Below are 26,511 nucleotides of genomic sequence, written 5' to 3' on the forward strand. Positions count from 1 at the left end.
GCTCAGCGGCGGCCGAGGATCAGCGCCATCGCCTCGGCGCGGGTCCTGTCGCTGTCGCGGAAGTCGCCGCGGACGGCCGAGGTGATGGTCTTGGCGCCGGGCTTCCGCACGCCCCGCATGGTCATGCAGAGATGCTCGGCCTCGATCACCACGATGACCCCGCGAGGCGCGAGCACCTCCATCAGCGCGTCGGCGATCTGCGACGTCATGCGCTCCTGGACCTGCGGGCGCCTGGCGTAGACGTCCACCAGCCTGGCCAGCTTGGACAGGCCGGTGATCTGCCCCTTGGCGTTCGGCACGTAGCCGACGTGGGCGACGCCGTGGAAGGGCACGAGGTGGTGCTCGCAGGTGGAGAACACCTCGATGTCCTTCACGAGCACCATCTCGTCGTGGTCGGCGTCGAACACGGTGGTCAGGACGTCCTCGGGGGACTGCCCCAGCCCGGCGAACTGCTCGGCGTAGGCCCGGGCGACCCGGGCGGGGGTGTCGAGCAGGCCGTCCCGGTCCGGATCTTCACCGATCGCGAGCAGGATCTCGCGAACGGCCTTCTCGATCCGGTCCGAGTCGACCTTGAGTGGATTGACGCTCACCCGTCAGGCCTCGTCCTGAGGCGCCGGGTGGTGGTCGTTGTGCAGCAGCGACCCGGGAGCCGCCTGGTTGCCGACCGGAAGCGCGGCGCCGTTGCCGTTGCCCGCGATCTCCTTGGGCGTGAGGATCGGCGGCCGGTCGGAGGGAAGCCGTTTGCCGTAGCCGGAGTACGACGGGCGCTTCTCCCTGACGACCACGGGAGCGAAGATCTCGACGACCTGCTGGCGGGAGAGGGTCTCCTTCTCCATGAGCTCAAGCACGAGGTTGTCGAGCACGTCGCGGTACTGGACGAGGATCTCCCAGGCCTGGTCGTGGCCGGCCTCGATCAGGCGGCGGACCTCCTCGTCGATCGTCGAGGCGATCTTCTCGGAGTAGTCGCGCTCGTGGCCCATGTCACGGCCGAGGAAGACCTCGCTGTTGCCGGTGCCGAACTTGCGGGCGCCGAGGTGCTCGCTCATGCCGTACTCGGTGACCATGCGGCGGGCGATGCTCGTGGCCTTCTCGATGTCGTTGGCCGCGCCCGTCGTGGGCTCGTGGAAGACCAGCTCCTCGGCGGTGCGCCCGCCGAGCAGCATCGCCAGCTGGTCGAGCATCTCGGACCGGGTGGCGAGGAACTTGTCCTCCATGGGGAGCGTCATGGTGTAGCCCAGGGCCCGGCCGCGGGACAAGATGGTGATCTTGTGCACCGGGTCGGAGTTGGGCAGGGCGTGCGCGACCAGGGCGTGCCCACCCTCGTGGTAGGCGATGATCTTCTTTTCCTGGTCGGACATGACCCGGCTCTTGCGCTCCGGACCCGCCATGACGCGGTCGATGGACTCCTCGAGGGTGTTCATCGTGATGAGCTTCTGGTCCTGGCGGGCGGTCAGCAGGGCAGCCTCGTTGATGACGTTGGCCAGGTCGGCGCCGGTGAAGCCGGGCGTGCGGCGCGCGATGACGTCGAGGTCGACGTCCTGCGCGAACGGCTTGCCCCGCCCGTGGACACGGAGGATGCCCTTGCGGCCCTCCAGGTCGGGCCGGTCGATGACGACCTGACGGTCGAAGCGGCCGGGGCGCAGCAGCGCGGGGTCGAGGATGTCGGGCCGGTTGGTGGCCGCGATCAGGATCACGCCGCCCTTGACGTCGAAGCCGTCCATCTCGACCAGAAGCTGGTTCAGCGTCTGCTCGCGCTCGTCGTGGCCGCCGCCGAGGCCCGCGCCGCGGTGCCGGCCGACGGCGTCGATCTCGTCGATGAAGATGATCGCCGGAGCGTTGGCCTTGGCCTGCTCGAACAGGTCGCGCACCCGGGAGGCGCCGACACCGACGAACATCTCGACGAAGTCGGACCCGGAGATCGAGTAGAACGGCACGCCGGCCTCACCCGCGACCGCGCGGGCCAGCAGGGTCTTGCCGGTGCCGGGCGGGCCGTACAGCAGCACACCCTTGGGGATCTTCGCGCCGATCGCCTGGAACTTGGCCGGGGCCTGCAGGAACTCCTTGATCTCCTGGAGCTCCTCGATGGCCTCGTCGGCGCCCGCGACGTCGGCGAAGGTGGTCTTGGGGGTGTCCTTGGTGATGAGCTTGGCCTTGGACTTCCCGAAGTTCATCACCCGGGAGCCGCCGCCCTGCATCTGGTTCATGATGAACAAGAAGAGGAGGACGATGAAGACGAGCGGGAGGAAGCTCACCAGCAGGCCGACGAGGAAGTTCTCGGTCGGCACGGTGACCTTGTATCCGCCGGGCAGCTTGCCCGCGTCCGCCTGGGCCTGAAGCTGCTTCTGGAGCTCGACACCCTGCCCCTGGACCCAGTTCGAATAGAAGCGATCCTCGCCGCCGATCTTCCCGACGGTCTTGATCTCTATCCGCTGGTCCTTGTCAACGATCACCGCGTTGTCGACAGCGCCCTTTTGGATCTGGCTGACGACGAACGAAGTGTCCTTCTGGGCATAGTTGCTGTTGCCGCTCCAGAACGTGGAGGCGAGGAGGAGCAGCACGACGATGCCCAGGATCCACAGCAGTGGCCCACGTGTAAATCGCTTGAGATCCATCCGATGCGGAACCCCTGCGGGCCCGTCCCTTCCTGAACACGGCCTGACGCCCCGGGCGAGCCCGGGGTTAGCGGCATCCCAAACCGCTCCTACTGATCACCCGGAGGTGATCGCACCTCCGAGACATCCGAAGGTACACCGGGCCGCCGCGCAGGGTCACTGCCCCGGCGACACCGGCTTTGTCCTACCAACGTACGTCAGGCGGCTCCGTGTTCCCCACGACGAGACCGAATAACGCTGTATCGCACCAGTTGACGATCAGGAACTTCGCTCAGGGCTTACTCCGCTCCGTACACATGGCGGGCCAGAGTGCCGATGAACGGCAGATTGCGGTAGCGCTCGGCATAGTCGAGCCCGTAACCGATCACGAATTCGTTGGGGATGTCGAACCCGACGTACTTCACATCGATCGGCACCTTGACGGCCTCCGGCTTGCGGAGCAGGGTGCAGATCTCCACGGACGCGGGGTTGCGCGACTGGAGGTTGTGGATCAGCCACGACAGCGTCAGCCCGGAGTCGATGATGTCCTCGACCACCAGGACGTGCCGCCCGGCGATGTCGGTGTCGAGGTCCTTGAGAGTCCTCACGACACCGGACGACTTGGTGCCCGCGCCGTACGACGAGACGGCCATCCAGTCCATCTGGACCTCGATGTGCAGCGCCCGCGCCAGGTCGGCCATGATCATGACCGCACCCTTGAGAACTCCGACGATCAATAGGTCCTTGCCCGCGTACTCCTCGTCGATCTGCCCGGCGAGCTCCTTGATCTTCGCCTGAAGCTCTTCCTCGGGGATGAGGACCTTTTCCAGGTCCATGCCCATGTCGGCTGCGTCCACCTGGGGTTTTCCTTCATGAGAGGGTGCTGGCGAATATCAGGGTGCCATACCGCCGGACCACTCCGACCCCCCCGGGTAACTCCACCACCCGCTGCCCGCGCCACTCGGTGACGAGCCGGTCGACCTGCTCGATGTGGACGGCCGCCAGCGCGGACGCCGTCGCGCCCGCCGCGAGGGCCGCCCGCTGGATCACCCGCCGCCGCACCGCGCCGGGCAGTTCCTTGAGCCCCGCGACCGTGAGCTCGACGCCCACGCCTCTGAGCTGGGCGTACACCTCGTCGGCCCACTCGTCGAGCGCGTCGGCGTCGTCCCTGCACAGGCCCGCCGTACGAGCGAGCGCCTCCGTCACGCCCGGCCCCAGCGCCTCTTCGAGCACCGGGAGGACGTCGTGCCTGACCCGCACCCGGGCGTACGCCGGGTCGGCATTGTGCGGATCGTCCCAAGGCACGAGGCCGAGCGCCTCGCACGCGGCCCTGGTCGTCCGGCGGGCGACCCCGAGCAGGGGACGCCGGTAGACGCCCGAGGTCGCGGGCATCCCGGCGAGCGACCGGGTGCCGCTGCCCCGGGAGAGCCGTAGCAGCACGGTCTCGGCCTGGTCGTCGCGCGTGTGGCCCAGCAGCACCGCCGACGCGCCGAGGCGTTTCGCGGCCAGCGAAAGCGCCTCATATCTGGCATCTCGCGCCGCGGCCTCCGGACCGCCGGCCCGGCCAACCGTGACCGTGAGCGCCTCGGCGGGCTCAAGCCCGAACCCGGCGGCCAGGCCCGCGACCTCCAGGGCGCGCTCGCGCGAACCCTCCTGCAGGCCGTGGTCGACGGTCAGGAGCCCGCCCCGCAGCCCCTGCCGTGGCGCGGTGAACCCCAGGCAGGCCGCGAGCGCGAGCGAGTCGGTCCCGCCGCTGCACGCGACCAGTGCGAGGGCGCCCTGCGGCAGGTCGGCGAGCGAGAGCCGTACGGCACGGCGGATCTCCGCCACGGCGGGATGCGGTCCCATGCTCCTAGTCTGGTGCGGCCGGGGCACCCCACCGGCCAGCCGCGCCAGAGCGCCTCCCTACCGGCACTCCACAGGCGGGAGGAACGCGGCTAGGCCCGCCCGTTGGCGGACGGCAGCTCGGGCGCGCGCACGACACGGGAGATCCACTGCTCGGGGTTCTGGATCTCGGCGTGGTTCGGCAGCGTCGCGGGCGAACCCCAGACGCGGTTGAACCCGTCGACCCCCACCTCGTCGACGACCTTGCGCACGAACGCCGACCCCTCGGCGTACTGCTTCATCTTGAGGTCGACGCCGAGCAGGCGCCTTATAGTCCTGTCGAACCGGGAGCCGCCCTCCCTGCGGTGCTGGAACTTCGAGCGGATGTCGGCCACGGAGGGCACGACCGAGGGCCCGACGGCGTCCATGACGTAGTCGCCGTGGCCCTCGACCAGTGTCATCACGGCCGTGAGCCGGTCGAGGATCTCCTTCTGCTCCGGCGTCTGGATCGCGTCGATGAGGTTGCCCTCACCGCCCTTGATCGCGTCGGCGACGGCGTCGGAGGCGGCGCGCAGGCGTTCGAGCATGGTGCCGAGATCGAGGTCGGAGGCGAGCAGGAACTCGGTCATCTGCCCGCGCACGTACTCGCGCAGCCAGGACACGCCGGTGAACTGCACCCGGTGGGTCTCCTCGTGGAGGCAGACCCAGAGGCGGAAGTCGCGGGGGTTCACGCCGAGCTCGCGCTCGGTGTGCACGATGTTGGGCGCGACCAGGGTGAGCCGCCCCGTGGGCGCCCGCCCGCTCGGGTCGGGCGGCAGGAACAGCTCGTACTGCCCGAGCACGCGCGAGGCGAGGAAGGCCAGCACCGCGCCCACCTCGACACCGGTCACGCGGGAGCCGACGGCGCCCACGATGGCGGGAATCTGCGCGCGGCCGCTGCTCATGCGCTCGGTCAGCGGCTCGAGGACGACGCGGAAACCCTCGACGTTGGCGCGGATCCACCCGGGCCGGTCGACGACGGTGGCCTCCTCGGGCGACGCCGCTCCGTCGATGCGGGCGAAGTCCTGCACGTGCCCCTCGGCTTCGCGCGACAGCCGCCTGAGCTCGGTGACCGCGTGCCTGGCCTCCTCCCGGCTCACCTGCGGCCCAGGTCGGACAAGGCGGACACCGGTAGTAACGGCCAGATCCCAGTCGATCACCTGCATGTTCACCACCGTACGTCGTGCGGCGCGCTTATGAGCAACCGCACCCGGAGACGAGTGCGGCCAGCCGGTCGAGCGCCGCCACGGCCCCGTCCGGGTCGGGCACGTTGTCGGCCATGAAGGCGAAGGCCACCAGCCGGCCGTCGGACGTCCTCGCGAGACCCGTCAGGGTGTTCACCCCGTTCAACGTGCCCGTTTTGGCCCTCACCACTCCGGCCGCGGCCTTGGTGTCCTGCTTGCCGTACCGGTGGCCGAGCGTGCCGGTGAAGCCGGCGATCGGCAGCCCGCTGATGAGGGCGCGCAGACGCGGGTTGCCGGGCGAGGCCGACAGGGCGATCAGGCGGGCGAGCGCGGCGGGGGTGATGCGGTTGCGGGTGGACAGCCCGCTGCCGTCGTAGACCGCGACGCCCTCGCCCACGCCGAGCCTCTTCAGCGTGCCCTGGACGGCCTGCGAGACGCCGGCGAAGGTGCCGGGCTTGCCCTCCTTCAGCGCGACGAGGTGGGCCAGAGCCTCGGCGACGTCGTTGTCGCTCATGGTCAGCATGTGCTCGACCAGCTCGTACACCGGCGGCGACTCGACCCTGGCGATCTCGGTGGCGGTCGGCGCGGCCTTGGCCCGCTTGATCGACTTGCCGACCTTGACGCCGTAATGGGCCAGCAGGGAGCCGAATGCCTCGGCCGCCGACCTCGGCGGGTCGGGGTACCGCGCGGAGCCGCGGGGGTCCTGGCGGCCCTCGTCGATCATCAGAGCGGTGACCGGCGCGACGCTGCCCTCGGGCACGTAGCCCGGCTTCCAGCCCGGAGCGGTGCGCGGTCCGGAGAAGAGCGAGTCGTCGTAGGTGAGGTCGACCGAGGCGACGCCCGCGGCCTTGAGCGCCCTGGCCGTTCGGGAGGCCAGAGCCACGAGCGAGGCGGACCGGGGATAGTCAGAAGATTTACCGGCTTTTGGCCCAGCGAGCAGTGGATCGCCCCCGCCGACCAGGGTGATCGCACCGGCCTTCGACTGGACGACGCGCGTCGCGACCCGGGTGTCGGGACCCAGGGAGGTCAGCGCGGCGACGGCCGTCGCGACCTTGGTGGTGGAGGCGGGCGTGACCCCCGTGTCGGCCTTGCTGCCGAACAGCAGGGCGCCCGCGGCGACGTCGAGTACGACCGCGCCGACGTTGTCACCCAGCGCGGAGTCGCCGAGCGCGCGGGTGAGCCGCGCGGCCAAAGTACCCTTTCCTGGGGGAGTTCCGCCGGGAGGCGGCGCCAGCACAGGTCCCGCTGTCACGATGGCGATGGGAGCCCGGGTCGGCGGGGCGGCCTTGACCGGGGGCTTGGCGGTCAGACCGCCCAGCCCGCTGCCTGCGAGGACGAAAGCGCCCACAGCGCAGACGAACACCTGAAGCAGGGCGAGGGTCGCCACAGCGACCAAACGCTCGCGCCGCACCACCTCACCGACCTCTTTCCCGCATGCGTCATCCTGGATATACGCCTACGAGACATTAACGCCCGTCCGGGAGTACCCGGGGGGCTTGAGCGGAGGAACCGCAGTGGAGTTCGACGTTGTCGTTGAGATCCCTAAGGGACAACGCAACAAGTACGAGGTTGATCACAAGACGGGCCGGATCCGGCTGGACCGCCTTCTTTTCACCTCCACGCAGTACCCCGCCGACTACGGTTTCATCGAGGACACCCTCGGCGAGGACGGCGACCCGCTCGACGCGCTCGTGCTCCTCCAGGAACCGACCTTCCCCGGCTGCCTGATCAGCTGCCGCGCGGTGGGCATGTTCCGGATGACCGACGAGAAGGGCGGAGACGACAAGGTCCTCTGCGTTCCCGCCACCGACCCCCGCATGGAGCACATCCGCGACATCCACCACGTGCCGGAGTTCGACCGGCTGGAGATCCAGCACTTCTTCGAGGTCTACAAGGACCTGGAGCCCGGCAAGTCCGTCGAGGGCGCCAACTGGGTCGGCCGGGTGGAGGCCGAGATCGAGATCCACCGTTCGATCAAGCGCCATCTCGATCACGTCGAGGTGGACGAGGCCGAGGGCGGGCACTGACCCCGCCTCCCCCGGGAGGCCGTCACCCGCTCGCCGTTCCCGGAGGCCGCCGCCCGCTCTCGGCAGTTTCCGAGCCGGTCGCCGGCCGGCACGGGCCGTAGCCGAAGGCGCCCGACGGCCGTCCCCCAGTACACGGCCCAGGCGAGGGGCCACCCGCCCTGGCCCGCCGACAGGACGCAGGCGAAGCACCACACGCCCGTGCTCACGTCAGGGTCCGGTTCTCGGGCGGGTGGCCGGTGGAGACGATGCGCGCCACGTCCCCGCTCCCGGGGACGTGGACCACCCGCCCTCCGCCGGCCGTACGGCGACGCACATCCTGTGGCATGCGCACCCCTCTCGACTCGCCAAGCTGAGAAGCCTCACGTGAGCGCGTCGTGACCTCGCGCCACACAATCCACAGCTTCCCCGTGGTCACATCGCGCACACCCTCTTTGTCACTTTCTGTAATCAGGCAAGGCGGAACAGGCGCGTGATCCACGGGCGAACGCCGGCCGGTGCGGGAACGGGACCCCGGGGGTAGGTGAAGACGGGCGCCTCACGGCCGTACGCGGCGCGCAGCTCGGCCGCCTTGCACCAGTCGGCGGCCGTGCGGCTCGCCGCCCAGGCGGCGCCGAGCGCGGGCCGCGCGTCTGCGTGCCGCTCCCAGATGCGCAGCAGCGTCACGGTCGCCTGGGCTGCGGTGTACCCGTCGTCGGGGTAGGCGGTGCCGGCGAGGTAGGGGGCCGTGACCTGGCCCGCGAAACGGGTGTCGAGCACCCAGGTCCAGTTCGCGACCACCAGCCCGAGCGCGACGTCGGGTATGCCGGCGGCGGCGCCGTACATGAGGTGCTGCCGGGGGCCGGTGAGACGGCACCCCGGCCACAGCCAGGCGATGTCGCCGGGAACACGGCCCGCGGACAACCAGGACAGCACGGCGAGGCCCCGCGCCGTCTGCAGGCGGCACAGCTCCAGCACGTCGCGCAGCATGCGCGGCCCGGGATCGAGCCAGACCGGCCAGTCGACGCGGTGGACGCGCGGAACCAGGCCGGTCAGCTCGGGCGCGATCGGGTGCGGGAACACCCTGCGGCCCAGGTGGGCGTCATCGCGGACGCTGAACACCGGCCGCCGCGGCCTCGACGGGGGCCTCCTCCGCGGCCGTGCGCCCGGCGTGAAGGTGGGCCGAGGACGGCGCGGGAGTCTCCTCGGAGGAGCCGCCCGCCGCCGGCGGCTGGGAAGGGGGCGGCGAGGAAGCGGGCGGCGCCGGCCGGGTGCTGGAGGGACAGGGAGTGGGCACAGGGCCGTGCTGGTGGCTGGGCGTCGGAGCCGGACCCCCGGTCGGCTGCTCCCTCGGCGGCCCGGGAGTCGCGGGAGGAGTCTGCGGGGGCGTCATGGGAGGGCCGGGAGGGGGCGCGGGAGCCGTGGGCGTGGTCGCGGGCGGGACGCCCTCGGTCGGTCGCGCCGTCGGAGGGGACGAGGGCGCCGGTCTCGGCGCCGGGGTGCGCACGGCGGCCGGCGGCACCGGCAGGAGCGCCGGGGGGATCGCCGCCTCGCCTTTGGGCCCCAGCACGGCGATGGGGACCGCCGCCCCGGGAGAGAGCCGGGGAAGGGCGGGCATGCCGTCGACGATGGGCGCCAAGGTCTTGGGAGCTTTCGGGGCGCCGGAGCCCTCGGGCGCCCCGCCTGCGAGCGAGCCCCGCGGGGGGAGGACTCCGTACGCGCCGCGCGCGAGCGGGTCGTCGCCCTGGCGCAGCGCGCCGACGATGACTACGGCGGCGGCGACGATCGCGACCGTCGCCACAGCGCCCGCAAGAGCCTGAGGCCAGCGCCGAGGCCCTTTGGTCTCGCGAACGGGAAACCCGTCGGGGTCGAGCAGCCCCGTGCGCCGCGCGACGAACCGGCGATAGGGCACCAGCTCGGGGTCGATGAAGCAGCTCATCACGCGCACGCGCAGGGTCTCGGGCAGCTCCGCCGGCGGAAGCAGGTTGAAGACCTTGGCCGCGGACACCTGGCGCTCGCGATGGGGGGCGCAGACGGCGCAGTCCTCGATGTGCCGGAGGAGCAGGCCGCGGGTGTCCTCGTCGAGGAGGCCGGAGAAGCCGGCGAGGATGGCCGCCCTTCCCGCGCAGTCGTGCGAGGAGTTCCGCGCGAGGATCTCGGTGGTGACGAGGTCCTGCAGGCGCTCGCAGGCGGCCTGGCGGAGGTGGTCGGCCCGCGCGGCCGTGGTGCCGAGCACGGTGGCGAGCTCGTGCTCGGGGATGGCGTGGCGGGTGAGCAGGTCGAGGATCTCGCGTTCGTCGCCGTACAGGGCTCCCACGGCGTTCGCGGCCACCCGCCGGAGGTCGCCGTCCGGAGCCTCGGGCGAGGCGGCACCCGGCAGGGTCTCCTCGCCGTCGCCCGGCGGGATCACCGAACGCCTGCGGTAGCACTCCCCTCTGGCCAGCGCGTAGAGCCAGACACGCAGCCGCTCGGGGTCGGCCAGCGCGTGGACGTGCGCCTCTGCCGCGATCAACGTGTCGCGGAGCGCGACCTGCGCGCTGTCAGAGCTTTCGAGCACGGCCAGGGCGTATCTGTAGATGCCCTCGGCGAAGGTGTCGTACAGGGCAGCGAGGGCACCAGGATCGCGGGCGCGGAGTGCCTCGACCAGGACGCTGTCATTCATGTAACCGACAGTAAAGGCTTGGTAACTGCTCGCTCCACCGTTTCCCGGACAATGACCGGCGTTGTATTAATATCGTAATGAAAGCCAGCAAGATTGTTTGCGTGGTCCGCCCCGATATGGCCATCAAATTCGACATATCACCATTAACAAGGAAGTGCAGGTCGCGGGCGGTGGCGATCTCGCCACTTTTCTCCGCACTGTCCGGCGATTTGCCGCACGGCCGCGCTTCTCTTGATATCCGGATTTGACCTGACATCGCCGGTCAAGGCGAGACAGGGACGAGGGCAGGACGCGGGAGCGGCTCCGGGTCACGCCAGGGCGGTCAGCCCCGCCTCCGCGCAGCCCTTCGTGAGGCCGTCGAGCCCGAAGGCCTCCACCGGCCCGACGGCTCCGGTGGCGGCCACGCCCTCGGTGGCGGCGGTGATGGCGGCCCACGCCAGAGCGCGCGCGGTGAAGTCGTACGGGTCACCGCCGCACAGCTCCACCGTGGACAGCTTCCTGCCGCCCCGGTCGTAGGCCTCGGCGACGATCTGGGACGTGACCCCGTCCCCGCTCGGCGCCTGCGGGTCCTCCCGGCCGCCCGACTGGATCACCCGGTCGGCGACGGCCTCGGTGACCCGCTTGACGCCCGGGATCGCCGCGATGAAGGGCGTCGCCCTGGACAGCACCCCGGCGACTCTGGTCAGCCCGCCGAGCCAGCCCAGGTAGACGTTGACCTCGCGCAGCCCGGAATGGGTCCGCGGCAGGGCGAAGTGCTCGGAGGCCCCCACGGACAGCCCGTGCCTGCGGCGGCCGTTCACGGTGAACACCCGTGTACGCCCGTGCTCGCGAAGGATGCGGCCATAACGGAAGCCGTACATCGGTTCGAGGACCATTCCGAGGGCGGACGCCCGGGTTCCCGCACTCGTCCGGCGAGCCATGTTGCCCTGGACGAAGTATCCGATATCCACTCGAACAGCCTCTGGCCCCGCCTTCCGCAGCGCCAGCGAGGCCGCGAGGTTCCCCGGCACGTAGTCGTATCCGAAGGCCGTGAGCAGCGTGGCGCCCGACGCGGCGGCGGCCGGGCCGTACCGCTGGAAGACGCGCCTGATGAACGTCGGCTCCCCGGTCGAGTCCAGGTAGACGCCGCCGGCCTCGATCGCGGCCTCCACGGCGGGCTCCCCCCAGCGGGCGAACGGCCCCACGGTGGAGATGAGCACGTTCCCCGGCTCGATGATCCGCCGGAGCGTCGCGGGCCGGTTCACGTCCGCGACGGCGGTCGGCAGCTCCACCGGCAGCGAGGAGGCCAGCGCCTCAAGCCGCGCCTGGTCGCGCCCGGCCAGCAGCGGATGGACACCGCGGGCCAGGAGCGCCTCGACGGTGAGCCGGCCGGTGAACCCGGTGGCACCGAACAGGACTATCCGGGGGGAAGTCATGTAAGTACCGTAACCCCCTGGTGATTTCAAGATCCATAGCGGGGCGGGCCGGTCGCCACCGGAAGTGGGAATGGTCAGCCCCGCGCTCACGGCCGGCGGTCGACCGGCATCGCCTGGGACCCGCGATCCCTTGCGAACGGCGGCGTCTTGGGTTTGTCCGTGCTGGGCGGCACCGCGCCGCTCATGGCCAGTTCCTCGTACGGCCGGCCGCTGGACCCCCACGTCCTTGCGGTGATGTCCGTACGCGCCACCGGTGCCGCGCCGTTGAGGCTGTCCACGGTCAGCACGAACCGGCGGGGAGCCCCGGCGTGCACGTCGTCCACGTACGTGCTGGCGCCGCCGACGAGCCTGCCGTCCTTGTCCCGCAGCAGCGCGGTCACCACCAGGCTGGTCGCGGCCTTCTCGTACGGGTTCCCGACCGCGCCGGTCACGAGGTAGGAGCCGTTGCCGAGCTTCTCGGTGTTGGGCGCGTTGATCGGGAACGGCACGAAGGCGGACGGGATCCGCGCGGCCTCCCGCCATTGGGCCGGCTTGTAGGCCACCTTCACGTCGACGGGCTTGGCCGAGGCCATGGCCTGTCCCGTGAACTTCAGCGTCCCGGCCGGTGGCACGGCGTCCAGAGGCTGCTCCATGCGGACGACCTCCTTGCCGGCCGCGTCACGCCCGACCACGGTGGCGGCGACGTTCTCGCCGAAGTGCCACCGGTTCGGGTTGCTGATGACGCCCGCCCAGGTCACCACGTAGCCACCGGTCCCTTGTGTGACCGATGACGTCTGTTCCTTGATCACGAGCGGTTTCAGTCGCTGCTTTGGCTGCGCCTCGTCGCCGCCGCACCCGGCCAGGAGCGTCGCTGCCGCCACTACCCCGAGTCCGAGTACGAGTGCTGTCGTGTTTCGACTACGCTGGGTCACAAGGCCGTCATAGCCCGGTTAGTCGGGCGTGACTCCTCCGACACGCGCAAGCCGTACTCATTCTTTAACGCCTCCACACTCCCCACCGGTGTGTCCGCGTTCAGCGCTCGCGCGCCACCCGGGCCTCGTCCCAGACCGGCTCAGGCGACTCGTACACCCTGCCGTCGGCGCCGAAGACGAGATAGCGGTCGAAGTCGGCTGCGAACCACCGGTCGTGGGTGACCGCCATCACGGTGCCCGCGAACTGGTCGAGCCCCTCCTGCAGCGCCTCGGCGCTGGCGAGGTCGAGGTTGTCGGTCGGCTCGTCCAGCAGCAGGAGCGTGGCGCCCGACAGCTCCAGCAGGAGGATCTGCAGCCTGGCCTGCTGGCCGCCGGAGAGGGTCTCGAAGCGCTGCTCGGCGATGCTCCCCGCCAGCTCGTAGCGGGCCAGGGCCTTCATCGCCTCGTTCTTCAGCCTGGCGTGCTCTGTCATGACGATCTCGCAGGGAGTGCGCCCCTGGAGCTCCGGGCGGGCGTGCGTCTGGGCGAAGTGCCCGGGAACGACCCGCGCCCCCAGCCGGGCCACCCCCGTGTGCCGGACCTCCTCGCCCGCGACGAGGCGGAGGAAGTGGGACTTCCCCGAACCGTTGGAGCCGAGCACCGCCACGCGCTCGCCGTACCAGATCTCAAGGTCGAACGGCCGCATGAGGCCGGTCAGCTCAAGGCCCTCGCAGATCACCGCGCGCTTGCCCGTGCGGCCCCCGCGCAGCCGCATGCTGATCAGCTGGTCCTTCGGCGCCTCCTCGGGCGGCCCGGCCTCCTCGAACCGCCGCAGGCGGGTCTGCGCCGCGTGGTAGGCCGGGGCCATGCCGTCGTGGTACTGCGCCTTCTGCTTGAGCATGACGACCAGGCGCTTGATCTTGGCGTGCTCCTCGTCCCAGCGGCGGCGCAGCTCGTCCAGCCGCTCGTTGCGCTCTCTGCGCGCCGCCGCGTAGGTCGCGAAACCGCCGCCGTGGATCCAGACGTTGCCGGACTCGACGGTGACGATGCGGCCGGCGGCGTTCGCCAGAAGCTGCCGGTCGTGCGAGACGAGCAGGACCGTCTTGGGGGTCTCCCTGAGCGCCTGTTCGAGCCAGAGCTTGCCCGGCACGTCGAGGTAGTTGTCGGGCTCGTCGAGCAGCAGGGTCTGGTCGGGCCCGCGGAACAGCGCCTCCAGCACCAGCCGCTTCTGCTCACCGCCCGAAAGCGTGTTGACCTCGCGGTACTTCACGTTGTCGTACGGGGCGCCGAGGGCGGCCATCGTGCAGGTGTCCCACAGCACCTCGATGTCGTAGCCGCCGGCGTCGGTGTAGTCGGTGATCGCCTGGGCGTAGCGCATCTGGGTCTTCTCGTCCTCGCGCTCCATCATGGCGAGCTCGCACTCGTCGAGCCTGCGCGCCGCCTCGCGCACCCGCTCTGGGGCGACCGACAGCAACAGCTCGTGCACGGTGCGGCCGTCGCGGATGCTGCCGATGAACTGGCGCATGATGCCGAGCCCCCCGGAACTGGCGACGCTGCCCTCGACCGGCCGCACATCGCCCGCGATCAGGCGCATCAGCGTGGTCTTGCCCGCCCCGTTGGGCCCGACCAGCGCGGCCTTGACGCCCTCGCCGATGCGGAAGGAGACCTCGTTCAGCAACGGGCGTCCATCCGGCAGTACGTACGTCAGACGGCCGACCTCGACATGCGCCACGACGATCCCTCCCCAACCTTCTCGCGGAGGGTACCTAGCGCGGGCGTCTCCACGCACCTCGATATCGACGGCTGTGGATAACCGGTTCCACCGGGTCACGGTCGTGTCGTAGGGTGCGCCCATGACCTGGCGACATTGACGCTCACCTGAGCGGAGGCTCGCGCGCAGGCTCTACACCTACGCGTTCCTCGACGACTTCATCCTGCTGTACCCCGTCTATGCCGTGCTGTTCGCCGACCACGGGCTGTCGGCCGCCGAGATCTCCTCGCTGTTCGTCATCTGGTCGGTCACCTCGCTCGCGCTGGAGGTGCCGTCTGGCCTGTGGGCCGACATGTTCTCCCGCAGGCGCCTGCTGGCGATCGCTCCCATCCTGGCCGGGTGCGGATACACGCTGTGGACGTTCTTCCCCTCCTACACCTCCTTCGCGCTCGGCTTCGTGCTGTGGGGCGCGGCCACCGCCCTGCGCTCGGGGACGTTGCAGGCGCTCGTGTACGAGGAGCTGGCGCGGGCCGGGGCATCGGACTCCTACGCCCGCCTCACGGGCCGCTCGGAGGCCGTCGGGACGACGGCCGTCATGGTGGCGTCGGGCCTGGCCGCCCCGGTGCTCGCGGCGGGCGGCTACCTGGCCGTGGGCGTCGCGAGCGTCGCGGTGACCCTGCTCACGGCGGTCGCGGGGTGGTCGTTCCCCGAGTCCCGCACCGCGTCGGAACGCGGGGAGAGCTACGCCAAGGTGCTCCGTGAGGGCGTCCGGGAGGTGCGGCGGGCGCCCCCCGTGCGCGGCGCGCTCGTGCTCGTCCTGGTGCTCATGGGCGCGGGTTCGCTGGACGAGTACGTCCCCTTGCTGGCCGAGTCGACGGGCGTCGAGGCGTCCGCGGTGCCCCTTCTCGTCCTCCTCGTCACGGCCGGGACCGCGCTCGGAGGGTGGTTCGCCGGAGCCGGCACCCGGTGGGCGGCCCCCGCCCTCGCCGTCGCCGCCGGATGCCTGGCCGCCGGTGCCGCGAGCGGCCGTCCGGCGGGGATGGTGCTGGTCGCCGCCGCCTACGGCGTCTTCCAGTGGGCGATGGCCGCCGCCGAGGCCCGCCTGCAGGAGCGCATCTCGGACGGTGCCCGGGCGACGGTCACCTCGATGGCGGGCTTCGGGGCGGAGGTGATGGCGGTTCTGGCCTTCGCGGCGTACGGGCTGGCGTCCACCAGGACCGGTCCCGGGCCGATCTTCATGCTGCTCGCGGTGCCGTACGTGCTCATCGCGCTCGCGATGTGGCGGTCCGGGGGGCGACGTCGTCGGCGAGGAAGACCGGCGGCGGCGCGAGCACCAGCCAGTCGATCTCCGTGTCCGCGGCGCGGAACACCTCCAGCTCGGCCGCGCTCGGGCCCCTGATCCGTCGCCCAGGGGCCCTCGCGTCCGCGTCTACGGGATGATCTCCATCTGGCCCATCATCCCGACCGATGAGTGCTCCAGGAAGTGGCAGTGGTACATGTACTTCCCGAGGAAGTCGCGGAACGTGGCCTGCACCTTCACCGACCCGCCCGGCGGGACGAGCACGGTGTCCTTGAGGCCGGCGTCCTGCGGCAGCGGCGCGCCGCCGTCGCGCTCCAGCACCCTGAACTGCACGAGGTGCATGTGGAAGGTGTGGTCGAGGGGGATGGTCTCGGCGTTGACGATGTTCCAGATCTCGGTGCTGCCCCGCTTGATCTGGAAGTCCACCCGGTTCGGGTCGAACGCCTTGCCGTTGATCATGCCGATGGGGTCGGTGCCCGTTAGGTCGAAGCTCATCGCCACGTCCCGCACGACCGTCGCGGCCGGGAGGGCGGGCAGCGCGCGGAGCTGGGCGGGGACGCGGCTGGTGTCCGCGGCCTGCCGCACCACGTCGAACCTCAGCACCGGGTCACCGCCGTTGGAGAGCACGAGCTTGGTGCCGATCGGGTAGCGGGAGAAGTCGATGACGACCTCCACCCGCTCGGCCGAGGCGAGCACCATCTCGGTCACCTGCACGGGCGCGGGCAGCAGCCCGCCGTCGGAGGCGATCTTCGTCATCGGCTTGCCGCCGAGGTTCAGCTGGAAGATGTGCTCGTTGGAGGCGTTGAGCAGGCGGAACCGGTACTTGCGCGCCGCGACGGGGAAGAACGGCTGCGCCTTGCCGTTGGCGAGGATCGTGGTGCGGTTGGCCGGGTCCGAGAAGACCAGCTCGCCGTTGGCGTCGAACTCCGAGTCGCGGAGCATGATCGGCACGTCGTAGGCCCCGGAGGGCAGGTTGAGGGCCCGCTCGCTGTCGTCCTCGATCAGGTAGAAGCCGTGCAGGCCCCGGTAGACGTGCTCGGCCTCCATGTGGTGGGCGTGGTCGTGGTACCACAGCGTCGCGCCCTGCTGGTCGTTCGGGTAGTCGTACACCCGCGCCTGGCCGGGCTGGATCACGTCCATCGGGTGGCCGTCGCTGGCCGCCGGCACGTGGCCGCCGTGCAGGTGGACGTTCGCCGGCATGTCCAGCCGGTTCTGGTACATGACCTTCACCCGGCGCCCGGTCTTGGCCTTGATCGTCGGGCCGCCGAACTGGCCGGCGTACGTCAGCACGGGGGTCTGGACGCCGGGGAGGATCTCGGCGGTGGCGGCCTGGATGGGGATGTTGTAGATGTCCACGCCCCCCGACTGCACCGGCTGGAGCACCTGCGGCACGGGCATCTGGGTCGTGAACGACGCCAGGGTCCGCCGCACGCCGGTACGCGGGGCCCGGTCGCCCAGGAGGTACTCCTTGCGAAGGGGCACGCCGTCCTTCGCGCCGGCCGGAGTGAACTTCGTGAACGGCAGCAGCATCGCCCCGCCCGCGGTGGCACCGAGGGCCAGTAATCGTCGTCGGTTCAGCATCAGTACCCCAATCAGTGCACAGCCCGGGCCAGGCCCCCCGCGACCCGCGACACGCCCCCGGGCGAGATATTCGCCACCAAGAAGGTCCCACCGGACCGCACGCGTGTCTTCTTCCAGGTTGCTCACCTTTGATGGGGCAGGGTGTGATTTATTGGCACAAGGAATGTCAACCCCTGAATCGGGCCGAGGCCTGTCAACCCCTACCCTGGCACGCTTCGCTATTGACGACCTCCCGGTGTGAATAGCGCGGCGTTGACCGGCTGGTACGTCTATTGTGATAAACGGCGAATGCGCACAGGTTTTTCCGCTCCAAAATGACGCGGTGCGGGCCGTGACGGTTCAGGACGAGCCGTGGATTCGCATGTCCGCCGCATTCACCTGCTCCCCCGCGATTTGTTCGCGAGGCCGGATCTCGTCGATCAGGAAGGTCATCCCGCGGTCATCCAGGGCGCGATCGACGCACTTGATCTCCTCGGGCGTGCTCGTCGACGGAAAGTCCCGCGTCACGGTCTTCGACAAGCGCAGCCACTTCCGCATGGACGTCATGAAGCCCGTGTGCGCGGACGAGAGCCCGGTCTTAACGAGCCCCCCACAACGACATGAACTTCCTCGAGGACATGATCCGAGGGTCGCGTATAACGGCGCTTATTCCATGGGCGGCGTCGCGAACCTGCCCGGGCTTCTGGCGCTGCAGGACAAATACGGGCTGTTCCTGTGGTTCGACGACTCGCACTCCATTTCCGTCTGGGAGACAAGGGCGCGACCACGGGGCCGGCGGCGGAACCGAGATTCCGGGCGGGCTTCCTACGGCTGGAGTACGACCTTGTTGCAGCCGTCCTCCTTGTGCTTGAACATCTCGTAGCCGCGCGGAGCGTCCTCCAGCCGCAGGCGATGCGTGATCACGAAGCTGGGGTCGATGTCACCGGCGCGGATCCTCCCCAGCAGGGGCTCCATGTACCGCTGGACGTGGCACTGGCCGGTCTTCATCGTCAGCGACCTGTTCATGAACGAGCCCATCGGGAACTTGTCCACCAGGCCGGCGTAGACGCCGATCACCGAGACGATCCCGCCGTTACGGCAGGACAGGATGGCCTCGCGCAGCGCGTACGGGCGGTCGGTCTCCTTCCGGGTCGCCTGCTTGGCCCGGTCGTAGGCCTGCATGGCGGGGATCGGGTAGTGGGCCTCCATGCCCACCGCGTCGATGCACGCGTCCGGGCCCCGGCCGGCGGTCATGTCGCGCAGCGCGTCCGGGATGTCGATCTCCTCGTAGTCGAGCGTCTCCGCACCCGCGCGCGCGGCGATCTGGAGCCGGTAGGGGAAGCGGTCGATGCAGATGACCCGCTCGGCGCCCATCAGGAAGGCGCTGGCGATGGCGAACTGGCCGACAGGACCGCCTCCCCAGACCGCGATGACGTCGCCGGGCTTGATCTCGCACATCTCGGCGCCCATCCAGCCGGTCGGGAAGATGTCGGACAGGAACAGCACCTGCTCGTCCGGCAGGTCGTCCTCGATCTTGATCGGTCCCACGTCGGCGAACGGCACGCGCGCGTACTCCGCCTGGCCTCCGGGAAAGCCGCCGAGCATGTGCGAGTAGCCGAAGATGCCCGCGGGAGCGTGGCCCATGAACTTCTCGGCCAGGCTCGCGTTGGGATTGCTGTTCTCGCAGACCGAGTACATGCCGTGCTCGCAGGCGAGGCAGCTGCCGCAGGCGATCGGGAAGGGGACCACCACCCGGTCGCCGACCCGCAAGTTCGACACGTCCGGGCCCACCTCCACGACCTCGCCCATGAACTCGTGGCCGAGGATGTCGCCCCTCTCCATGGTCGGGATGAAGCCGTCGTACAGGTGCAGGTCGGAGCCGCAGATCGCGGACGAGGTGATGCGGATGATCGCGTCGCGGGCGTTCAGAATCTTGGGGTCGGGGACCGTCAGGACCTCGACGGTGTTGCGGCCCATCCAGCAGTTGGCCTTCATGGGATCCTCCTCACGTCACGGGCTGCGGGACGGTCTCACCGCACGGGCTGGGCGGGACGCTGCATGGCCTGCCGCAGCGCCCGGATGCCCTCCGGGCTTCCCTCTGAACGGACCACCTCGCCGGTCTCCATGACCTGCTTGAACCGGCGCAGGTCGTCGCGCACCTGCTGCTCGGGGTGCTCGCCGAGCAGCCTGGCGAAGGCGAGCCCGACCTTGCCGCCCGGCGGGTCGTACTCGATCTCCACCCGCACCTCCGTGCCGCGCCCGCCGGGGGCGTCGGTGAAGCTCACGGCGCCCCTGTTGCGGACGGTGGCGCCCTCCGTCGACCTCCAGGCGATCAGCTCTCCCGCACGGTCGTCGATGATCTCCGCGTCCCACTCGATGCACTTCCTCGTGAGCCCCTGCGCCTTCCAGTGCGAGTAGCCGCCCCCGATCGTCTCCACCGACGCCAGGTGCGCCATGAAGCGCGGGAGGTTCTCGAAGTCGTGCCAGTACTCGTACACCTCCTGGCGGGGACGGTTGACCGTGGTGGCCGCGTGCAACTCCATCGCGCCCTCGGGCTGGATGCTCGGCCTGCGCCGGTTCGCCCGCATGGCGATGTACAGGTCGAGGGCCGTGAGGCCGGCGACCGCCGCCGTGACGGCCGTGACGCGACGGCGGCGCCGGCCTTCGCGGTTGGCGATGGCCCGGCCGAGAGCCGTCAGGTCCATGGCGTCACCCGCCACCCGGGTCCACACCCAGGGAGCGGGTCGCCGGCTGCCCAGCAGGACCGCCGCGTGGAACAGCTCGCGTACGCCGACCAGCCGCACCATGCCACGAGCCAGGGCCGAGTCGTCCAGCCCGATGAGGCGGATGATGGACCCCGGCGCGGCGAGCTGCGCCGATCCGAGGCCGAGGCTGGCCCAGCCGAGTGCGCTGGCGAGACTGTCCGTCTTGCGCTCATACTCTTCGCTCATGTGAACCCCACATGTGCTTTTCGATCTCGGTCCACCGTGATCGCGGCCGATCCGCTGCCTGCGGCGCGCACGCCGTCCGAGGGATGATCCGTCCCCGCCGGTGGGGAAACTGTCGTGTTCCAGGGGCCGTACCCCCTCCGACTTACGATGACACTAATCCCCCTAATCATGGGCAAACCCTCCTTTTTCTGTACGAGTTATGACATATCGCTTTCGCCGTGTTGCGGGGTTCGTGACGTAATATCCGCTACTCTCACCCGAGTTGATCACCTCGGAGGGGGTGAGATGGAGACGCGAGCGGCGCTCCGCTTCGGTGCGGTCCTGGCGAGCTCGGGGCCGGTCATCCTGACCACCTTCAGGGTCGGCGTCGACGCCTTCGGGTGGACCTGTTACGAGGACTATCAGGACCCCTCCACCATGGAGGTCGCCGCGTGGCAGCTGCTGCACTGGTCGCGGCTCCTGCTGCCGGTCCTGCTGGCCGGGCTGGCACTGCGTGAGCCCCGCCGGGCCACGCCCATCGCCGTCTCCGCGCTGGGAGCCGTCCTCGCGGCCGGGCTCCTCACGGCGGTCGCCCTGCCCGGCACCGACCCCTGCACCGGACGGGCGCTTCCCGTCACGCTCCCCTGGACCCTGATCGCCTGCTACGCCGTCGCGATATGGCTGATCCTGGCGGCCCGGTCACCGCTGCCCCCGGTGAAGCACGGGATCACCCTCTGGACGGTCGCCGCAGCGGCGGCCGTGTGGGCGAAGGTGGACTGCCGCATGCCGTTCGCGGCCTTTGACGTCTCCCAGGGCTCACACCTCGTGTATCAGGAGTCACCCTGGGATGCCGTTGTTTCGTGGGCCAACTCCGCCGGACCGGCCGGCCTGCCGATCGTCGTCGTCGCGCTGGCCGCGACCGCGAGGGCCGTCGCCACCGGCCGGTTGAGGCGCCTGGCCTGCCTTGGAGCAGGGACGACGCTTCTCGCCCTCTCCCTCCTCGACCTCCTGGAACGTCTCCGCTACGGGCTCGGCGTCGACGAGCATCCCGCTGTCCTGGTCAAATGGCACCTGTTCCTCGCGGGGACCCTCATCGTGCTGTCCCCCTGGCGCTACCGGAGGCCCACCGCCCACGCCGCGACGGTGCGCTCGCTGTGGAACAGGATCCCCGAACGTCCCAGAGATCTCGCCGTGCTGATCGGCGTCGCCGCCGCCGTCGTCTGGCTGACCCTCTCGTACTTCGCGCCGAGTTCGCCGTAGAGCCTCGGCCTTCGCGGCGAGCTCTCCGTGGAGCCTGACGGGCCCGCGGGCGTACGCGGATCTGCGTATGGCGAAGCCGCAGGTGAGCGGATGTCCTACTCCGGTCGCGCGGCCAGACTCGGCGCATGCTGACCGTTCTCGTTCGTGCTTTCCGCGTGCCCGACCTTCGGAAGAAGATGCTGTTCACGCTGGCGGTGATCGCGTTGTTCCGGTTCGGGCAGAGCCTGCCCGCGCCCGGGGTGAACGTCGCCGCCGTACGGGAGTGCCTGCGGGGAACTCGCGGCGGCCTCATCGACATGCTGCAGTTGTTCAGCGGCGGCGCGATGCTCAAGCTGTCGGTGTTCGCCCTCGGGATCATGCCGTACATCACGGCGAGCATCATCGTCCAGTTGCTCACCGTGATGATCCCGCGCCTGGAGACGCTCAAGAAGGAGGGTCAGCAGGGGCAGGCGAAGATCACCCAGTACACGAGGTACCTGACCGTGGCGCTGGCCGTGCTCAACGCCACCACGGTGGTCTCGCTCGCCCGCGCGGGCAAGATCTTCTCCACCTGCGACCGGCCGTTGCTGCACGACCAGGGCGCGATGACGGTCGTCGTGATCGTGGTCACCATGGTGGCGGGGACATCCGTGGTCATGTGGCTGGGCGAGCTGGTCACCGACCACGGCATCGGGAACGGCATGTCCATCCTGATCTTCACCCAGGTGGTCGCCGTGTTCCCCTCCTACGTCTCGAACATCTTCGTGATCAGCCCGTTCGCGCTGGCGGCGATGCTCGTCGCGGGGGTCTTCCTGGTGGCGGCGGTGGTGTTCATGGAGCAGGCCCAGCGGCGGATCCCGGTGCAGTACGCCAAGAGGGTCGTGGGGCGCAGGATGTACGGCGGGACCTCGACCTACATCCCGCTGAAGGTCAACCAGGCCGGGATCGTCCCCGTCATCTTCACCTCGTCCCTGCTCTTCCTGCCGCAGCTGGCGGCGCAGCTGATGGGCGGCACGGGGCCGGTCGCGGAGTGGATAGCGCGGTACCTGGTCTCGGGCGACCACCCGGTCTACATAACGGCATACCTCGTGCTGATCGTGGCCTTCACCTACTTCTACGTGTCGATCACCTTCGACCCGGTGGAGGTGGCCGACACCATGAAGCGGCACAGCGGGTTCGTGCCCGGCCTCCGGCCCGGGCGGCCCACCGCGGAGTATCTGGGATTCGTGCTCTCACGGCTGACCGCGCCGGGAGCGGTCTATCTCGGCACACTGTCGCTCATCCCGGTCATCGCGTTCGTGCTGCTGCACGATCCGTCCACCCAGCAGAACTTCCCGTTCGGCGGCACGACCATCCTGATCATGGTCGGAGTCGGGATGGACACGGTCAAGCAGATCGAGGCGCAGCTGGAACAGCGCACCTACAAGGGCTTCCTCAAGGGATCGTCAACCCGGACCTGACGGCGAAGACGACCAGCTGGGCGCGGTCGCGGGCACGCAGCTTGACCATGGCGCGGCTGACGTGGGTGCGCACCGTGTCGGGGCTGATGACGAGCTCACTGGCGATCTCGTCGTTCGACCGGCCGGTGGCGACCCAGCCCACCATCTCGCGCTCTCTAGGGGTGAGGGTGTCGAGGCCCTCGACCGGGGCGGCGTCGTGGCGGCTGAACCGGCCGATCACCCTCCTGGTGACGGAAGGGGAGAGCAGTGCCTCCCCCGAGGCGACGACCCTGATGGCGTGGGTGAGCTCCTCGGGGGCGCTGTCCTTGAGGACGAACCCGCTGGCTCCGGCCTGGAGGGCGGCGAAGACGTACTGATCCACCTCGAAGGTGGTGACGACGACCACCCGAGTGGTGCTCAGCGCTGGATCGGCGGCGATGGCCCGCAGCGTATCGATGCCATCCATACCGGACATGCGGATGTCGAGCAGGAGGACGTCGGGGCGAGCGGCCGTCAGCAGCCGCAGGGCCGCGGCGCCGTCGGCCGCCTCGCCGACGAACTCCAGGTCGGGCTCGCGGTCGATGAGCGCTCTGAGCCCCATGCGGACGACGGCCTGGTCGTCGGCGAGCGCCACGCGGATCGGGCTCGTTGGTGGAGTCATGCGGCGCCCCGCGTCACGGGGTGGCGGGGCCGCGGCGTCCCCGGGTCACGCGGAGTCCGGATCAGGCGAAGCCGGGGGAACCGGATCAGGCGAAGCCGGAGGAAAGCGCGCCACGACGCGGAAGCCGCCGCCCTCGCGGGGGCCCGCGCCGAACGTGCCACCGGCCTCCGCGACTCGGGCCCGCATGCCGGCCAGCCCCCGGCCCTCGGCGGTTCCCGGGATGCCGCTTCCCCTGTCGGTGACCTCCAGGACGAACCCGGAGGGATCGTCGGTGAAGCGGACCAGGGCTTCGGTGGGACCGGCGTGACGCAGGACGTTGGTCAGCGACTCGCGCACCACTCGGTAGACGGTGCCTTCGAGGTACGCGGGGATCTTCGGCTCGGCCGGTTCGACCTCGACGGGCAGCCCCGCCGCGCGCACGCCGCCGATCAGCTGGGGTAGGTCGTGGCCGGAGGTCGCGGGGTCGATCAGGTCGAGTGCCGATCGGAGCTGGTCGAGCGCGTGCTTGCTGGTCGAGCGGATCGCCTCCAGCGACGCGCGGACCTGGTCGGGACGCTCGTCGAGCATGAGCAGGGCGACCCCGGCCTGCATGGCGATGGTCGCGAGGCCGTGCCCGGCGGCGTCGTGCACCTCCGCGGCGATGCGCGCCCGCTCCTCTGCGATGAGGTCCTGCGAGCTCATCGACGCGAGCGCCGTCTCGGGGGGCTCAGTGACGGTTACCTGGTGGCTCGCCGGTGTCCGGTCACTCGCCGGCTTCACCAGCAGCGGCGGATGGGCAGGCGGCGCGGGCAGTGCCCAGACAGCCGCCCTGCCGGGAATCCGGCCGGCCGAACCGTCTGGGTCGAGGGCCTGCCCCGTCGAGACGCCGGCGCTCAGGGGCTGATCGGCCGCGCTGCGGGCCTGGGCGAGACCGCTGAACGGCCACGGGATGGCCAGCCACCCCACCCACGCCAGCATGACGACGACCGGGAGGTCACGCAGCCGTCCGAGGCGGAACAGCGCAGCCCCAGCCGCCGCGAAGGAACCGCGCGGGCGGCCGTCCGGATGCGTGGGCTCGATCACCATCTTGACCCGATCCTAGCCAGTGCCGGGTGGTCCCGTCCGAGATCGTGGACTCGATCGCCTACGACGTCAGGGCCGCTCGGGCTCGGGCCGCGCGGACGGCGGCCGTGAGCGTCACGATGTCGTACGCGCCGTGGTGCCGCCGTCCGTTGACGAAGAACGTCGGCGTGCCGGACACACCGCTCAGGTCGGCGGAGTCCATGTCCTCCTCGATCCGCGGGACGCCGACTTGGCTCTCCAGATCGCGCCGGAAGCGCTCGACGTCGAGCCCGATGCGCTTGGCGCAGTCGAGCAGATCGGGAAGCAGGATGTTCCCCTGGTGGTCGAGCAGCAGGTCGTGCATCTCCCAGAACGCCCCCTGCTCGGCCGCCGCCTCGGTGGCCTCGGCCGCGAGCTGCGCGGAGGGATGCACGTCGTGCAGCGGGAGGTGGCGCCAGACGTACCGGACGTCGCCGGAGCCGGCGAGGAGCTCCCGCACGACCGCCTCGGCCTGGCCGCAGTAGGGGCACTCGAAGTCGCCGTACTCGACCACGGTCACCGGCGCGTCCTTCGGGCCTCGTATGTGGTCCCGGTCGGGATCGACGGGGGCGGCGAGGTCGATGATGCTCTCGGCGGTGCCGAACAGCGCCTGCGCCCGGAGCCTCGGCGGGAGCATGGCGGTCACGCGCGCGACACCCCAGGTCAGGAGCGACGCGCACAGTGCCGCGGCGAGGATGCCGAACTTCGCCTCCTCAAGCCCATCTCCGCTGAAGGCCAGCGTGGCGATCAACAGCGAAACGGTGAAGCCGATGCCGGCGATCGTGCCGCCGCCCGCGACCGCGGCCCAGCCGACCGGCGGGCGCACCCGTCCGCGGCTCAGCCACGAGACGAGCCAGGTCGAACCGGCGATGCCGATCGGCTTGCCGGCTACGTAGGCGAACAGGATCCCCAGCGTGATCGGCGAGGTGAGCGCCCGGGTGAGGAACTCACCGCTGATCGGGATCCCCGCGTTCGCCAGCGCGAACAGCGGAACGATCACGTAGCTCGCCCACGGATGGTAGAGCTGCTGGAGGCGGTGGTTCGGCGAGACGGCGTTGGAGAGTCCCACGCTGGCGGAACGGGCGAGCTCGGGTGTCGGCTGCTCGCGGAAGAGCCGGAACAGGTCGCTCGCGCGCTCCAGGTCGCCACGCGTCGCCGGTGACGCGTAGGTCAGCAGCCCCATGGCCAGGCCGATGACGACCGGTTCGACGCCGGACTTGAAGAGCGCCACCCAGGCCGCCGCCGCGAAGCCCGCGTAGACCAGGCCGTGCCGTACGCCGCGTGCCTTGACCCCCAGCATCGCCGCGAAGATCGCCACCGCGGCCAGCAGCGCCAACGGCGCGACGTGCTCGCTGTAGAAGACGGCGATCACGCAGAGGGCCACGAGGTCGTCGACGACCGTGACGGTCAGGATGTAGGTGTGCGCGCGAGCCGGGAGGCGGGCGGCGACCAGGGCGAGCATCCCCATCGCGAACGCCGTGTCCGTCGACATCGCGGCTCCCCAGCCGTGCGCGGAGGGCAGCCCCCTGTTGATCAGCAGGTAGATCGCGATGGGCACGATCATCCCGCCGAGGCCGGCCACGACCGGCAGGATGAGCCGTCGCCGGTCGCGCAGCTCTCCCATGTCGAACTCGCGTCTGGCCTCCAGCCCGACGACGAAGAAGAAAATCGTCATCAGCCCGGTGTTGATCCAGTGCCGCAGGTCCTGGGAGACGCCGGAGCCGCCGAAGTCGAGCGACAGCCGCGTCCCCCACAAGGCCTCGTACGACGGCAGGTCGACGTTGGCCCATGCGAGCGCGGCCAGCGTGGCCGCCAGGAGGATCACGGCGCTGCCGGTCTCGGTGCGCAGGAACTCCCGCAGCGGCGTCTCGACGCGCCGCGCCCAGACGGTGCTTCCGAAGAAGGGCGTGGGCGCTTCCCTGGGTCCGGTCACCTCTCATCTGACAGCATCAGGCGCCAGGGCATTCCCGAGCTGGGCATTCT

The 26,511-nt window shown here is 70.3% G+C and carries 23 protein-coding genes; 4 read left to right on the forward strand and 19 right to left on the reverse strand.

All coding sequences use genetic code 11. From position 1 onward, the window contains the following. Positions 1-2: 2 nt before the first annotated feature. The 6 genes from folE to dacB all read right to left on the reverse strand — a co-directional run bounded on the left by folE (position 3) and on the right by dacB (position 7,049). Positions 3-590, reverse strand: coding sequence for a GTP cyclohydrolase I FolE (folE, locus tag ACOZ38_RS44075; protein WP_405142573.1), 588 nt, complete (start codon positions 588-590; stop codon positions 3-5). A gap of 3 nt (positions 591-593) precedes the next feature. Next, positions 594-2,612 (reverse strand): ATP-dependent zinc metalloprotease FtsH, encoded by a 2,019-nt coding sequence (ftsH, locus tag ACOZ38_RS44080; RefSeq protein WP_424536751.1) that lies wholly within the window; start codon positions 2,610-2,612, stop codon positions 594-596. A gap of 278 nt (positions 2,613-2,890) precedes the next feature. Beyond that, positions 2,891-3,448 carry a hypoxanthine phosphoribosyltransferase gene (hpt, locus tag ACOZ38_RS44085; RefSeq protein WP_405142575.1) on the reverse strand — a complete coding sequence of 186 codons (558 nt, stop codon included), beginning with the start codon at positions 3,446-3,448 and terminating at the stop codon, positions 2,891-2,893. Between the two features lie 13 nt (positions 3,449-3,461). Then, positions 3,462-4,439 carry a tRNA lysidine(34) synthetase TilS gene (tilS, locus tag ACOZ38_RS44090; RefSeq protein WP_424536752.1) on the reverse strand — a complete coding sequence of 326 codons (978 nt, stop codon included), beginning with the start codon at positions 4,437-4,439 and terminating at the stop codon, positions 3,462-3,464. Between the two features lie 89 nt (positions 4,440-4,528). Further along, on the reverse strand, positions 4,529-5,620 hold the full coding sequence (locus ACOZ38_RS44095; RefSeq protein ID WP_405142577.1) for a zinc-dependent metalloprotease: 1,092 nt from the start codon (positions 5,618-5,620) through the stop codon (positions 4,529-4,531). A 28-nt stretch (positions 5,621-5,648) separates the two neighbouring features. Further along, the gene (gene dacB, locus ACOZ38_RS44100) at positions 5,649-7,049 is read right to left on the reverse strand and encodes a D-alanyl-D-alanine carboxypeptidase/D-alanyl-D-alanine endopeptidase (RefSeq protein WP_424536753.1); all 1,401 of its coding nucleotides are present in this window, start codon (positions 7,047-7,049) and stop codon (positions 5,649-5,651) included. Between the two features lie 103 nt (positions 7,050-7,152). On the opposite strand from dacB, the gene ACOZ38_RS44105 reads away from it, so the two are divergent. After that, positions 7,153-7,665, forward strand: a complete 513-nt coding sequence (locus tag ACOZ38_RS44105; RefSeq protein ID WP_424536754.1) for an inorganic diphosphatase — start codon at positions 7,153-7,155, stop codon at positions 7,663-7,665. Between the two features lie 202 nt (positions 7,666-7,867). Here the strand turns inward: ACOZ38_RS44105 and ACOZ38_RS44110 are convergent, their stop codons facing one another. The 6 genes from ACOZ38_RS44110 to ACOZ38_RS44135 all read right to left on the reverse strand — a co-directional run bounded on the left by ACOZ38_RS44110 (position 7,868) and on the right by ACOZ38_RS44135 (position 14,340). After that, positions 7,868-7,990, reverse strand: a complete 123-nt coding sequence (locus tag ACOZ38_RS44110; RefSeq protein ID WP_405142582.1) for a hypothetical protein — start codon at positions 7,988-7,990, stop codon at positions 7,868-7,870. Between the two features lie 122 nt (positions 7,991-8,112). Next, positions 8,113-8,763 (reverse strand): hypothetical protein, encoded by a 651-nt coding sequence (locus tag ACOZ38_RS44115; protein ID WP_424536755.1) that lies wholly within the window; start codon positions 8,761-8,763, stop codon positions 8,113-8,115. Continuing rightward, a complete protein-coding gene (locus ACOZ38_RS44120; RefSeq protein ID WP_424536756.1) occupies positions 8,744-10,303 on the reverse strand; it encodes an RNA polymerase sigma factor in 1,560 nt (519 codons plus the stop codon). Before ACOZ38_RS44120 ends, ACOZ38_RS44115 begins: the two co-directional genes overlap by 20 nt. A 308-nt stretch (positions 10,304-10,611) precedes the next feature. After that, positions 10,612-11,718: a saccharopine dehydrogenase family protein gene (locus tag ACOZ38_RS44125; protein WP_424536757.1), complete on the reverse strand. Its 1,107-nt coding sequence runs from the start codon at positions 11,716-11,718 to the stop codon at positions 10,612-10,614. A gap of 86 nt (positions 11,719-11,804) precedes the next feature. After that, entirely contained in the window at positions 11,805-12,578 is a 774-nt protein-coding gene (locus ACOZ38_RS44130; protein WP_424536758.1) for an FxLYD domain-containing protein, read from the reverse strand. A 151-nt stretch (positions 12,579-12,729) separates the two neighbouring features. Beyond that, on the reverse strand, positions 12,730-14,340 hold the full coding sequence (locus tag ACOZ38_RS44135) for an ABC-F family ATP-binding cassette domain-containing protein (RefSeq protein WP_424536759.1): 1,611 nt from the start codon (positions 14,338-14,340) through the stop codon (positions 12,730-12,732). A gap of 202 nt (positions 14,341-14,542) precedes the next feature. Here ACOZ38_RS44135 and ACOZ38_RS44140 point away from each other — a divergent pair, with 202 nt between their 5' ends. Then, complete coding sequence (locus ACOZ38_RS44140) at positions 14,543-15,718, forward strand: MFS transporter (RefSeq protein WP_424537202.1); 1,176 nt, start codon at positions 14,543-14,545, stop codon at positions 15,716-15,718. Between the two features lie 30 nt (positions 15,719-15,748). Here the strand turns inward: ACOZ38_RS44140 and ACOZ38_RS44145 are convergent, their stop codons facing one another. From ACOZ38_RS44145 to ACOZ38_RS44160, 4 genes are all read right to left on the reverse strand, one after another. After that, positions 15,749-17,200: a multicopper oxidase family protein gene (locus ACOZ38_RS44145; protein WP_424536760.1), complete on the reverse strand. Its 1,452-nt coding sequence runs from the start codon at positions 17,198-17,200 to the stop codon at positions 15,749-15,751. A gap of 339 nt (positions 17,201-17,539) precedes the next feature. After that, entirely contained in the window at positions 17,540-17,737 is a 198-nt protein-coding gene (locus tag ACOZ38_RS44150) for a hypothetical protein (RefSeq protein WP_424536761.1), read from the reverse strand. Positions 17,738-18,004: 267 nt separating this feature from the next. Then, positions 18,005-19,174, reverse strand: a complete 1,170-nt coding sequence (locus tag ACOZ38_RS44155) for a zinc-dependent alcohol dehydrogenase (RefSeq protein WP_424536762.1) — start codon at positions 19,172-19,174, stop codon at positions 18,005-18,007. A 35-nt stretch (positions 19,175-19,209) separates the two neighbouring features. After that, entirely contained in the window at positions 19,210-20,130 is a 921-nt protein-coding gene (locus tag ACOZ38_RS44160) for an SRPBCC family protein (protein WP_424536763.1), read from the reverse strand. Positions 20,131-20,415: 285 nt separating this feature from the next. Between ACOZ38_RS44160 and ACOZ38_RS44165 the strand changes: the two genes are divergently transcribed. Further along, complete coding sequence (locus ACOZ38_RS44165; RefSeq protein WP_424536764.1) at positions 20,416-21,369, forward strand: hypothetical protein; 954 nt, start codon at positions 20,416-20,418, stop codon at positions 21,367-21,369. Between the two features lie 125 nt (positions 21,370-21,494). Further along, positions 21,495-22,808: a preprotein translocase subunit SecY gene (secY, locus tag ACOZ38_RS44170; protein WP_424536765.1), complete on the forward strand. Its 1,314-nt coding sequence runs from the start codon at positions 21,495-21,497 to the stop codon at positions 22,806-22,808. Here the strand turns inward: secY and ACOZ38_RS44175 are convergent. The 3 genes from ACOZ38_RS44175 to ACOZ38_RS44185 are packed head-to-tail and all read right to left on the reverse strand — an operon-like array spanning position 22,783 to position 26,461. Continuing rightward, positions 22,783-23,448, reverse strand: coding sequence for a response regulator (locus tag ACOZ38_RS44175; protein ID WP_424536766.1), 666 nt, complete (start codon positions 23,446-23,448; stop codon positions 22,783-22,785). The two genes, secY and ACOZ38_RS44175, sit on opposite strands and share 26 nt — an antisense overlap. Positions 23,449-23,493: 45 nt before the next feature. Next, entirely contained in the window at positions 23,494-24,513 is a 1,020-nt protein-coding gene (locus tag ACOZ38_RS44180; RefSeq protein ID WP_424536767.1) for a sensor histidine kinase, read from the reverse strand. A gap of 58 nt (positions 24,514-24,571) precedes the next feature. Then, on the reverse strand, positions 24,572-26,461 hold the full coding sequence (locus tag ACOZ38_RS44185) for a Na+/H+ antiporter NhaA (RefSeq protein WP_424536768.1): 1,890 nt from the start codon (positions 26,459-26,461) through the stop codon (positions 24,572-24,574). Positions 26,462-26,511 lie beyond the last annotated feature (50 nt).

Origin of the sequence: Sphaerisporangium viridialbum, assembly GCF_049674955.1 — a bacterium.
GTDB classification, from domain to species: Bacteria; Actinomycetota; Actinomycetes; order Streptosporangiales; family Streptosporangiaceae; genus Sphaerisporangium; species Sphaerisporangium viridialbum.